Raw genomic sequence first — 13,096 nt, 5'->3', positions numbered from 1 at the left:
GTTAAAACCATAGGAGTAAGGGTCATGGAAATATGGTTAGCATATTCAGGTAAAGTCTTTTTAGCCATAACAGACCATGCAGGACAACATGAAGTACCAAGCCATGACAAATGTTCAGGAACCTCTTTTATGAAATCAGCTGCTTCCTGAATAGCACAAAGGTCGGCACCGATTGCTACCTCTTCCATTTCTTCAAAACCTACAGCTTTAAGGGCAGCCCTTACCATGGCAGGAGTAACCTCGTCACCGAATTGCTTTACAAAGGAAGGGGCAATGGCTGCATATATAGGAGTATCACTTTTCAGTGCCAGCACTGTCTGGAAAATCTGGCTTTTATCCACAATAGCACTAAAAGGACAACTTACAAGACACATACCACAGGACACACACTGGTCATAATCGATGTCAGCTCTGCCGTATTCATCAGATTTAATGGCATTCATGCCACAGGCAGCTGCACAGGGACGTTCCTGTTTAATAATTGCATTGTAAGGGCATGCATTTAAACACTTGCCACATTTTATACATTTATCCTGGTCAATAACGGAATGACCATTTTCCATATGGATAGCTTTCTTTGGACAAACCTCAACGCATGGATGCTCAATACATCCCTGACATCCGTTGGTTACGAAAATCTTTTTTTCAGGGCATGCATGACATGCAAATTTTATAATGTTAATAAGAGGAGGGTCATAATACTTTTCATCAATGGCACTGGCATCTATTCCATCTGAAAGTGGTGCATGCTCAGACACTTTTCTAATAGGAAGTCCAATGGTAGCACGAAGACGTTCTCCTACAATGGCACGTTCAATAAAAATGTTATTGTAATATTTTCCAATTTCACCGGGAATGATTTTGTAAGGCAGTTCTTCAATTCGTGTGAAATCTCCGCCTTCAAAAGCCATTCTTGCAACTTCCGTAAATACCTTATGACGTATCTCCGTCTTGTTTGAATAAATTCCTCTCATGTATTTCTCCATTTCATATAATTCAAATAAAAAACAGTCATAAAAACTATTATTAATTATAACATAGCATACAAAATAAGCACAAGTAAAATATAGTTAATTTTTTAACAATATAAAACCTAAATCGGAAGGTGCCGGTGCAAATTATGAAACATTAGGGTATTTTTTTAGAAAAATATTTAATTTCGAATTTGTGGTTGAAATTTTCCTTTATAGAGTTGTATTATATGTTGTGGCGATAATGAGAATAGAAGAAAATGAAATTATAAAGGAAAAAAGAAATGACAAATATGAATGAGAAAATTGAAAATCCCTTAGGAACGGAACCAGTGGGGAAGCTGCTTAGAAAATTTGCAGTTCCAAGTATTATATCAATGCTTGTAATGTCTTTGTACAATATAGTAGATCAGATCTTTATAGGACAGTGTGTAGGAGAGTTAGGAAATGCTGCCACTAATGTTGCCTTTCCCTTTACCACCTTATGTATTGCTACGGCACTGGCTTTTGGAATAGGTGGAGCTTCAGGATTTAATTTAAACTTAGGTGCAGGAGAAAAGGAAAAAGCACCATATTTTATAGGCGTAAGTGCTTCAATGATGTTTATTATCGGTGTTGTTCTGTCTGTTGTGGGACTTACGGCATTAAAACCCCTACTTTTATTCTTTGGTTCAACAGATACGGTATTACCGTATGCCATGGAATATACAAAATATCTGGCATTGGGATTTCCTTTTGCCATTATTTCATCTGGTGGTTCACATTTAGTAAGAGCAGACGGAAGTCCGAAGTTTTCCATGGCCTGTAACCTTGTAGGCGCCATTGTAAATGTAATTTTAGATTACCTTTTTGTTATGGTATTTAACTGGAAAATGGCAGGAGCAGCAATAGCTACTGTAATAGGACAAATTTTAGCTTCAATTATGGTTATATGGTACTTGATTCATTTTAAAACCATTAAGCTTCACGGAAAGCATTTTGTACCACAACTTAAGATAGTAGGAAGAACTGTACATCTTGGAATGGCACAGTGCTTAAATCAGCTGGCAATTATGTTTGTTCAGGTTGTAATGAATAAATCACTGACATATTACGGTGCCCTTAGCCCTTATGGTGCGGACATTCCCCTTGCCTGTACGGGAATTGTAATGAAGGTTAATCAGGTGTATTTCTCCATATGTATAGGTGTGGCACAGGGAATACAGCCTATTGCCAGTTTTAACAGGGGAGCAGGTAAAAATGACAGAGTTAAAAAGACCTATAAGCTTGCCGTTTCCTGCAATACAATTATTTCAACTATTGCATTTATAATATTCCAACTGTTCCCAAGACAGATAATAAGCATATTCGGTTCAGGAAGCCCTGAATATTTTAGGTTTTCCATTAACTTTTTCAGAATATTTTTATTTATGACTTTCTTAGACGGAATACAGCCAATAACATCAACATTTTGTACTGTTATAGGGGAACCAAACAAGGGAACATTTTTGTCTCTTACAAGACAGGTTATATGCTTTATACCACTTATGATTGTGTTACCATATATTTTCCACAACTTTGGCTATTTAGGCATAGATGGTATGATGTATGTTGCACCGATATCCGACTTTTTAGCAGCAGTACTGTCGTTAATTGTAATTAAAAAGGTGTTTAAAAAGTTAGTTTAGAACATTTTGTATGAGGGAAAACTATAATTGGAGATTTTGTAAAAAAAAGAAGAAATATTTCAGAAATGTTGCAATTGCCACTGTACAAAATGGAATATGTTGTGCTATAATGCTTTAAGCATATACAAGATATAGTATTCGAGCTTGAGAGGGAGAAAAGATGGAAGTTTTATTGAGAAAGGTAATTAAACGAAACGGTCAGGAAGTTTCATTCGACGTTAACAAGATTCTTAATGCTATAAGGAAGGCAAATAACGAGATTGCCCCTATACATAAGTTAAACGAGTATCAGATTGCGGCAGTGGGAAATCTTGTTGTTGACCAGATTGAAAAATCAAACCATGCAGTAGCAGTTGAAGATATTCAGGACATGGTAGAGAGAGGCATCATGGAGATGCGTGGATATGAGGTAGCCCAGAAGTACGTAAGATACAGATATACACGTGAATTAGCCAGAAAAGCCAACACAACAGATGATGGAATTTTGTCTCTTATTGATCAGATTAATGAAGAAGTTAAACAGGAAAATTCCAACAAGAATCCTACAATTAACTCCACCCAGAGAGATTATATGGCAGGTGAAGTCAGCAAGGATTTAACTAAACGTATTTTATTGCCGGAGGATATTGTTCAGGCTCATGAGCAGGGAATTATACATTTCCATGATTCCGACTATTTTGCACAGAAGGAGCACAACTGTGACTTAATTAATTTAGAGGATATGCTTCAAAATGGAACATGCATATCCGAAACTAAAATAGATACACCTCACAGCTTTTATACAGCCTGCAATGTTACTACACAGATTGTGGCACAGGTTGCCAGCAATCAGTACGGCGGTCAGTCATTTTCATTAGGACATTTGGCACCTTTTGTTCAGGTGAGCAGAGAAAAAATTACCAAAGAAGTTTTAGCTGAAAGAAATGAACTCAACTTGAATTACAGTGATGAGCAGGTAAAACAAATTGCCGAGAGAAGATTAAAGGATGAGATAAACCGTGGTATCCAGACTATTCAGTATCAGCTGATTACTCTTATGACATGTAATGGGCAGGCACCTTTTGTAACAATGTTTATGTATCTTGATGAGGTACCGGAAGGTCAGACCAGGGATGATTTGGCTACCCTTATAGAAGAGGTTTTAAAACAGCGTATTCAAGGTGTTAAAAATGAAAAAGGTGTTTGGATTACACCGGCATTTCCTAAAATTATATACGTTTTAGATGAAGATAATGTTACACCGGATTCAAAATACTGGGCACTTACGGAGCTTGCAGCAAAATGTACTGCCAAGAGAATGGTTCCTGATTATATTTCAGCTAAGGTTATGAAAGAAATGAAGCAGGGATGCGTTTATCCATGTATGGGCTGCAGAAGCTTCCTTACAGTTGAGGACAGCCAGAGAAACGCAGACGGAACCCACAAATTCTATGGACGTTTTAATCAGGGTGTTGTAACCATTAACTTAGTTGATGTGGCTTGCTCATCTAACGGTGACATGGGACTGTTCTGGAAAATTTTGGAAGAAAGACTGGAGTTATGCCACAGGGCACTTAGATGCAGACATGAGAGACTTCTTGGAACACCTTCAGATGTGGCACCTATTTTATGGCAAAACGGTGCTTTGGCACGTCTTAAAAAGGGTGAAACTATTGATAAATTATTATTTAACGGATATTCAACCATTTCATTGGGATATGCAGGTCTTTATGAAATGTGTGTAAGAATGACAGGTAAATCTCACACTACTCCTGAAGGAAAAGAGTTTGCCATTAAGGTTATGCAGAAGTTAAATGATAAATGTGCTGAGTGGAAGGCAGCTGAAAACATCAGCTATTCCGTATATGGAACACCTATGGAATCTACTACCTATAAGTTTGCTAAGTGTCTCCAGAAGAGATTTGGCATTATAAAGGGTGTTACAGATAAAAATTACATTACCAACAGTTATCATGTTCATGTGACAGAAGAAATAGATGCTTTCAGTAAGCTTAAGTTTGAATCAGAATTTCAGAAACTTTCACCGGGTGGTGCCATAAGCTACGTAGAAGTTCCTAATCTTCAGGACAATATCGAAGCAGTAATTGAAGTAATGAAATTTATTTATGACAACATTATGTATGCTGAATTAAATACTAAATCTGATTATTGTGAGTGCTGCGGATACAATGGAGAAATTCAGATTGTATCAGACGAAGAGTCAGGAAAGTTAATTTGGGAATGCCCAAGCTGTGGAAACAGAAATCAGGATAAAATGAGTGTTGCCAGAAGAACATGCGGATACATTGGAACCCAGTTCTGGAATCAGGGAAGAACTCAGGAAATAAAGGATAGGGTACTTCATTTGTAAAAAATAATAGTTATAAAAATAAAGGAGATTGCTGTCGGACAGATGGCAATTTCTTTTTTTTATTTAGTGTGGTATAATAATCACAGTTATGTGCGCGGAATTAAGAGGGAGAGGTATAAAACGATGATAAAAGATCAAATAAGAAATATTATTATTAATGAAGTGGTAAAAAGTCCCGTGGTGGAGAAAATTAAAGAAGGACAGTTATCCTATATGAAATTAATGTCGTATTATAAATGTGCCATTATGGAAATAGAAACAAAGTTCAGGGTTTTAGATGAACAGTTTTCTTTAAGATACGACGATAATCCTATAGAAACCATAAAATCAAGGCTGAAATCCCCTGAAAGCATAATGAAAAAGGTTCAGAAAAAAGGTCTTAAAATGACTACCGATGATATTGAAAAAAATATTACGGATATTGCAGGAATCAGGGTTATCTGTTCCTTTAAGGAGGATATTTATAAACTGGCAAAATGCCTTCTTCAGCAGGATGATATAACATTAATTGAAAAGAAGGATTACATAAAAAATCCTAAGGAAAGCGGTTACAGAAGTCTACATTTAATTGTGGAAGTACCTATTTTTCTGGAAGATGAAAAAAGAGCAATGAAAGTTGAAGTGCAGTTTAGAACCATAGCCATGGATTTTTGGGCAAGTCTTGAACATAAAATGAGATATAAAAAGGATGTAGATGAGGATTTGTTGACAGTATTATCTGAGAAACTCACGGAATGTGCAGAATTAAGTGCCAGCTTAGACGATAAAATGGAAAGTATCAAGAATTTAACAAAAGCTAAATAAAATAAGAAAGCAGGTGTAAATATGTTGTTTAATTTTGATGACATGGAAGAAACAATTCTTCACAACTTTAATGGTGGAAAGAATGACACAAAGGCAAAAATGTTTATTGATGAAAACGTAAAGATACTTTATGGGACATTGGAGCCGGGTTCATCTATTGGTCTTCACACCCATGAAAAAAACAGCGAGACAGTTTATTGCATATCAGGAGAGGCTACTATTATCATGGATGGAAAGACGGAAATATTAAAGCCGGGAATGTGTCATTATTGCCCTATGGGACATACTCATGGAATGGAAAATAAAGGCGATGAAGATTTAGTGATTTTTGCTGTTGTACCAAATCACGAAAAATAAATTTTGTATGTTTTTTATATGAATATTTGAAATAGTTTTAATTTGCATAATATTCACATATTTGATAAAATCGAAACATATCACATATGTAAAGAGGTATGTATATGAACGGCGAATCATTTTATAAAAAAATGCTGCATGACCACAACGCAGTTTATTTTACAAAGGAAAATTTTGACATCCGAAATGACGGAACCATGGATGTTAGCAGTCAGTTACAGGATGCAGTATACTCTGTTGTAAAAAGGCAGGGGTATGGCGTCCTTTTTGTGCCAGAGGGAAAATATCTTATAAGTAAAACAATTTATATACCAAAGGCTGTAAGAATTATAGGATATGGAGAAGAAAGACCGGAGTTTATATTAAAGGATAATGCAGAAGGCTTTAATGAACCGCATCCTGAGCAAAAAGGAGGATACAAGTATCTTTTCTGGTTTGTAAATATGATGGCAGAGGATGAAAGCAAAATAGCTGATGCCAATCCGGGAACCTTTTACAGTGCCATGTCTAATGTAAACATACATCTTGGAAAGGGAAATGGATATGCTATTGCCTTAAGGACTCATTACGCCCAGCACTGTTTTGTTAATCACATTGATATACATGTAGAATCAGGAATGGCAGGTATATATGATGTGGGAAATGAAATGGAGGATGTGTTTATTAGTGGTGGAAAGTACGGAATCATAACCACAAAATGCTCTCCGGGATGGCCTTTTGTAATGGTGGATACAAGGTTTTATGGGCAAACATCTGCGGCAATAAAAACTCACGAGGCGGGATTTAATATTATAAGAACTCATAGTGTAAATACATCCAAGTTTATAGATGTTGATGAGGGCTATTTTGAAAAAATCATAATAGAGGATAGTATTTTTGAGGATATGAGTTGTATTATCAGTGCTGCCCAGGAGTTAAACTCCCTTACCCAGATAAATGTATACAACTGTCAGCTGAAGGCTGTGGAAAATATAATCAGATTTAAGGACACGGAAAAGAATATTGCCAATGAAGATTATCAATGCAGACTAAAAAAATATATTCACGGTGTGGTAGTATCCGATGTATTTCCCGACAAGCAGTTTCATGATGAGATATACAGATATGCAAGGGAGATTAATTACAATGACTTAAAAACTGATATTCCAAAGCTTCCGGATATGGACTTGTGGGTTAATGCAAAGGAAGTGGGACTTTCAGGGGACGGCATAACAGATGATACGGAAAGCCTGAAAAAAGCAATAGAAAAATATCAGGTTATTTATTTCCCTCAGGGAGAATACATTTTATCCGATACCATTAAATTAGCTGAAAATACTGTATTCATAGGTATGAATCCGGTATCTACACAGCTGATTTTAAGGGATAATACGGAAAAATTTACAGGCTTTGGTAAAATGAAGCCTTTAATAGAAAGCTCAAATAAGAAAAATATATTGTTTGGAATAGGTATAAATACCAGTGCAAGAAATCCAAGAGCCTGTGGTGTGAAATGGCAGGCAAAAGGTGATTCTTACATTAATGATGTGAAATTCTTCGGAGGTCACGGAAACCTTGTAAAGGGTACCGGAGAATTTGAAATGCCATATGATGAGGGAAGAGCAAGAGATGTGGATGTTAAAAGAGTGTGGGATTACCAGTATCCAAGCCTGTTTATATGTAATGGTGGAGGCGGTATTTTTAAGGATATATGGTCTGCAAGTCCATATGTTACGGCAGGACTTCACATTGAAAATACAGATACTCCATCTAGATTTTACTGCCTGTCCCTAGAGCATCATGGCAGATGTGAGCTTAGAATGATAAATGCCGGAAACATAAAAATATATGGATTCCAAAGCGAGGAGGAAAAGGCAGAAGGGGAGTTTGCCATTCCTATAGAATTACATAATTGTAACAACATAACCTTTGCAACAACATATTGCTTTAGAACAGTGTTTGTAAATAAGGCATTTCCTTATTGCGTAAAAACCTGGAACTGTAAAAACATAAAGTTTTTAAATGTTCATAATTATTCTCAAATGAAATATACAATTGACAATTTTCTGTTAGATGTAAATACGGGAATTGAACTTAGACCATGGCAGGCAGCAGTTGTTGAAGTTACGGGAAATGAACAAAAAGAGGTTATTACCAACAATGAAACTATAATTAAGGATGACAGAAACAGAAAGGAAAAGTACATATCTACCCGTTTGTTTGACGGGTTCAGATTCGCTGATGGAGGATGCTGTGACGGAAAGGGCAACTTCTATTTTGTAGACAGTTTAGATAAAAAAGTATATAGAATTGACGGAAAGACTCTTAAACTTTCCCTATTCTTTGAATCACCATATAAAATTAATTCCATTGGTTTTGACACAAGGGATAACATTATTGTGGTAGGCGAATATAGCATTCCTATGGAGGCAACCATTAATGGAAAAAAAATTGTAAATACACTGCCTAAGGATGCTGATGGAACTTCCTATGGCTTCTGGTATGACAGAAGGGCGCAGGTTGTGGCTTTCTCTGTTGATGCTAACCGGGAAATTGTTAAACTTCACAAAATTAACATAGGAGATATAGAACCGGAAAGGGTATTGTACCCGGGAAACCGTTGGAGGGACAGCTCGGATTTCGCAGAAGCAGTTACCTATAATCCTAAAACAGCGTTTTTAGGTCTTGACGGTGCTACAATTGTTCCGTGTCATTATGATTTAATAAGGGCTAATAATTTGGCAAGGTCAAAGCCGGGCAGGAAGCTTTATTCCGTGGACGAGTTATACAAGAGAGTATGGCAGTGTGACATAACCAAGGAAGGACTTTTGGAAAATCCTGTTCCTATAATTGAGGAGGGGGATTTTAAGGTAAAGAAATTTGATGACAAAATTTATGTCGGTGATGACAACATAAAAATATATGATAAAGGAAAACACGTATATACAATAAGAATACAGGAGAGGCCGACGACTTTTGATTTTGGTGGAGAAAAAAGGAAAACACTTTTTGTAACCACAAGGCATTCGGTTTATATTGTGAGGGAAGTTTAAAATAAGGAGACAGAAATGAAAAAGTATCTGCTTACATTATTAGTTGCAGCTACAACCATTATTTTGGTGGGATGTACTACAAATAATCAAAAAGAGAAAAGTACTGAGAAACAGCTAAAGACAGGAATCCAAAATGTTATTGAATACAAAAGCAACGGCAAGGCGGTAAAGGATAAATCTGTGTTAGGTGATAATGTGCTTATATTTTCTCCAAAGGATGATGCATCGGATATTCAAAAGAAGCTAGACGAAATATACAATATTCAGGAAAGAAATCAATTTGGAGACGAAAGATATGCCATAGCTTTTATGCCGGGAGACTACGGGAAATCTCTCCAGGTAAATGTGGGATATTATACTCAGGTGTTAGGTTTGGGAGTTTTACCTACAGATACTAACATAAACAAATTGTGGGTGGATGCTTCATGGATGAATCATAATGCTACCTGTAATTTTTGGCGGGGAGCAGAAAATTTCAGCATCAATGAATACTGTATGTGGGCTAACTCCCAGGCAGTGTCTCTTAGAAGAATTAATTCTGAAGATGGTATAGTTTTAAGCGACGGAGAAGGATGGTCCAGTGGCGGCTTCATGGCAGATTCTAAATTTAATGGCAACGTGTCTTCAGGCTCCCAGCAGCAATATTTATGTAGAAATGATGAATGGAATTACTGGGAAGGCGGTGTTTGGAACATGGTGTTTACAGGGGTTAGAACATCTATAATTCCTCAGGGACCATGGCCTTATGTTCCATACACAAGGGTGGAAAAAACGCCTGAAATTCAGGAAAAACCATATTTATGTTACGATGATGAAGAGGGCTTTGGGGTAATGGTACCTAAAATGCGAAAAGATTGTGACGGTATTTCGTGGGAAAATGGAGTGGAAGGTACATGCTATAGCCTTAATACTTTTTACATAGCTAGCCCTGATAAGGATAACGCAGATACTATTAATAAGGCATTAGCACAGGGTAAAAATATCTTATTTACACCTGGTGTGTATAAAATTGATAAAACCATAAATGTAACAAAAGAAAATACTATTATTTATGGAATGGGGCTTGCCACGTTAGAAGCAGTTGACGGAAATATATGTATGGAAACAAAGGATGTTTCAGGCATAAAAATTTGTGGACTTTTGTTTGATGCAGGAGAGAAAAAATCAGAAACTATGCTTAAGGTAGGAAGTGAAAAAAGTGATGTGTTTCATGAAGATGACCCTATATGCCTAAGTGACGTGTATTTCAGGGTAGGTGGCGGAAAATATGCAGGAAAAACAGACAACTGTATAACAATAAACAGCAATAACGTTTTAGGAGATAATCTTTGGGTTTGGCGTGCCGACCACAGTGATAATGTGGGATGGAATGTTAATACGGCACCTAATGGAATTATTATTAATGGTGATGATGTAACTATGTATGGACTGTTTGTAGAGCATTTTCAAAAGTATCAGACTATATGGAATGGAAATAATGGAAGACTTTATTTCTATCAAAGCGAAATGCCTTATGATGTACCGAAACAAAAGGCATACATGAGTCATAATGGAACGGTTAAAGGTTACGCATCCCTTAAAATAAGTGATGATGCAGAAAATTTTGAAGGATATGGTATTGGCATATATTGTTATAACAGGGATGCAGATATTGAAATATTATCAGGGGCTGAGGTCCCGGATAAGGAAGGCGTCAGCCTTCATAATGTAGTTACCGTAAAACTAACGGGAAAAGGTCAGATAACCCATGTTATTAATAATCAGGGGGATTCTGTAACAGAGGGAGGAAATACAGCTCATATTAAATCGTATGAAAATGGTGAAATAGAAAAATAAAAGGATGGATTGCTAAACAGTCCATCCTCCATCAAGAGTGATTATCTGTCCAGTCAGGTAATCACTTGTTTTTATTAGTGAAAATACGGCTTTTGCCACGTCATAAGGAGTTCCGATTCTTCCACAGGGAATTTCATCACATAGGGCATTTATATCTTCTTTAGTTAAGTGAGCGTTCATTTTAGTATCGATTATGCCACAGGAAATGGCATTGACCTGGATGTTTGAAGGAGCAAGCTCCTTAGCTAAAGCCTTAGTAAAGGAATTTATTGCACCTTTTGTGGCAGAGTAGGCTACTTCACAGGAGGCACCACAGTTACCCCACACAGAGGATATGTTTATAATTTTTCCGGCTCCTTTTTTTAGAAAAACAGGAATGATTTCCTTTGACATGCCAACTGCTGATGTTACGTTAGAGTTCCATAAATTATTCCAATCTTTTTCTGTTAAATCCTGAAGAAGTCCAATAACGGAAATCCCTGCATTGTTAATTAGAATATCAGGATAATGGCCGTCTAGTTCTAATTGTTTCATTAATTTATTTATATTATTAAAATCCGATAAATCACATTTATAATAGAAGAAACTCCCATTTGCTTCTTGGGCAATGAAAGATAGTGCATCTTCATTAGAATAATAAGTTCCTATAACCTTAAATCCTTTATTAATGAGAAAACGTGTAATTTCAACACCGATTCCACCGGAAGCACCGGTTAGTAATACTGTTTTTTTCATATTGCAAACCTCTTTTTACAAATTAATGTTGATTTTAAGTATAACATATCTTATAATCTATAGGAAGAAAAATAATCTTAACAGACATATTAGAGAATGGTACATTTTTGTTATAAAATGTATGGCATAAAGAGCAATTTGTTGACAAGTTGTGAGACTAATGATATAATTGTAACAAAAATGTAATATTTTAATATGTAAAATTTTAAATAAGGCAAGATATTGGAGGTCTGATTTTAAATGAGATATAATTATTCAAAAAGATTTGCCGGAAGTGTTTTAGCGGCTGTTATGGCTGTTACGCTAGTTCAGCCGATGTTTGGTGAGGAATTAAATATCGAAGAACCAAGCGCAGGAGCTGCACTTGCCATAGAAAACTATATTGCAAGTACAGGTAGTGAAAACGATTTGGCATCATTACTTCCGGAAAAGGATTCATCAGTAGAAACAAACAAAACTACTACGAAGACTACAAAGAAGAAAACATCAAGCGAAGAAGAATTATTTAGTGATATAGCAATCGCCAGAGTTAACGGTGGTGCAGAAGGTTACGTAAGAGTCAGAAGAATACCAAGCACAAAGGGAAAAATGGTTGGTAAGATTTACAACAACTGTGGTGCAAGAATTCTTGAAAAGACAAACAACGGATGGTACAAGATTGTATCCGGAAGTTGTACAGGCTATATAAAAGCAGAATATTTCGTAACAGGAAGTAAGGCACAGGATTACGCATTAGATGACGGATATGTATTTGCTAACATTAAGGATACAGGTATCCACGTAAGACAGTCCCCTACTACTAAGTCAGATGTAGTAACTAACGTTTACAATAAGGAAACATACGTTATAAAGAAGTTCAGCAATGATGGCAATTGGGTTAAAATCAAAATTAAAGCCGGAGTTAGTGGCTGGGTATCATCAGACTTTGTTAAGATAAGTATTGATATGGATACAGCCATTACCATCAAGGAAGAAAAGGAACAGATTAGAAAGCAGAAAGAAGAAGAGGCAAGAGAGCGTCAGGCACAGTTAGATGCTCAGAAGAAGGCTGAAAGCAATAATAATTTACAGTCAGACAACTCTTCTAACACAGCTGGCAACAATACATCAAATAATAACAGTAATAACAGTAACAAGAGTAATAATAGTAGCAATAACAATAGTACTCCTTCACAGAGTACAAACACACAGCCTTCATATGGAGATGCATCAGGAGGCGGAGCTTCAGCAGTAGTTGCATACGCTAAGCAGTTCCTTGGAAATCCATATGTATGGGGTGGTTCAAGTTTAACTAACGGAACAGACTGCTCGGGATTTACAATGTCAGTATATGCACACTTTGGT

The 13,096-nt window shown here is 36.4% G+C and carries 9 protein-coding genes; 7 read left to right on the top strand and 2 right to left on the bottom strand.

The features are described 5' to 3' along the window. Nucleotides 1–974, bottom strand: a 974-nt coding sequence (locus tag Q5O73_RS07655) for a [Fe-Fe] hydrogenase large subunit C-terminal domain-containing protein (protein ID WP_302669393.1), incomplete at its 3' end; no start/stop codon positions are given. A gap of 281 nt (nucleotides 975–1,255) precedes the next feature. Here Q5O73_RS07655 and Q5O73_RS07650 point away from each other — a divergent pair. From Q5O73_RS07650 to Q5O73_RS07625, 6 genes are all read left to right on the top strand, one after another. Next, nucleotides 1,256–2,638, top strand: coding sequence for an MATE family efflux transporter (locus Q5O73_RS07650; RefSeq protein WP_021951918.1), 1,383 nt, complete (start codon nucleotides 1,256–1,258; stop codon nucleotides 2,636–2,638). Nucleotides 2,639–2,798: 160 nt separating this feature from the next. Continuing rightward, a complete protein-coding gene (gene nrdD / locus Q5O73_RS07645; protein WP_302624068.1) occupies nucleotides 2,799–4,988 on the top strand; it encodes an anaerobic ribonucleoside-triphosphate reductase in 2,190 nt (729 codons plus the stop codon). A 123-nt stretch (nucleotides 4,989–5,111) separates the two neighbouring features. After that, nucleotides 5,112–5,792 (top strand): GTP pyrophosphokinase family protein, encoded by a 681-nt coding sequence (locus Q5O73_RS07640; RefSeq protein WP_118589636.1) that lies wholly within the window; start codon nucleotides 5,112–5,114, stop codon nucleotides 5,790–5,792. 21 nt (nucleotides 5,793–5,813) lie between these two features. Beyond that, nucleotides 5,814–6,149, top strand: a complete 336-nt coding sequence (locus Q5O73_RS07635) for a cupin domain-containing protein (RefSeq protein ID WP_021951921.1) — start codon at nucleotides 5,814–5,816, stop codon at nucleotides 6,147–6,149. Between the two features lie 104 nt (nucleotides 6,150–6,253). Continuing rightward, nucleotides 6,254–9,181, top strand: a complete 2,928-nt coding sequence (locus tag Q5O73_RS07630) for a glycosyl hydrolase family 28-related protein (protein ID WP_302669392.1) — start codon at nucleotides 6,254–6,256, stop codon at nucleotides 9,179–9,181. 15 nt (nucleotides 9,182–9,196) lie between these two features. Then, nucleotides 9,197–11,017: a sialidase gene (locus Q5O73_RS07625; protein ID WP_302629521.1), complete on the top strand. Its 1,821-nt coding sequence runs from the start codon at nucleotides 9,197–9,199 to the stop codon at nucleotides 11,015–11,017. 12 nt (nucleotides 11,018–11,029) lie between these two features. Here the strand turns inward: Q5O73_RS07625 and Q5O73_RS07620 are convergent, their stop codons facing one another. Beyond that, nucleotides 11,030–11,752, bottom strand: coding sequence for an SDR family NAD(P)-dependent oxidoreductase (locus Q5O73_RS07620; RefSeq protein ID WP_021951768.1), 723 nt, complete (start codon nucleotides 11,750–11,752; stop codon nucleotides 11,030–11,032). 240 nt (nucleotides 11,753–11,992) lie between these two features. Here Q5O73_RS07620 and Q5O73_RS07615 point away from each other — a divergent pair. Beyond that, a partial coding sequence (locus tag Q5O73_RS07615; RefSeq protein ID WP_302669391.1) for an SH3 domain-containing protein occupies nucleotides 11,993–13,096 on the top strand: 1,104 nt, incomplete at its 3' end.

Source organism: Eubacterium sp. AF15-50, assembly GCF_934835595.1.
Classification (GTDB): domain Bacteria; phylum Bacillota; class Clostridia; order Lachnospirales; family Lachnospiraceae; genus Eubacterium_G; species Eubacterium_G segne.
Note: the sequence above shows the minus strand (reverse complement) of the source record. Positions and strands in the feature narration are given on the sequence as shown.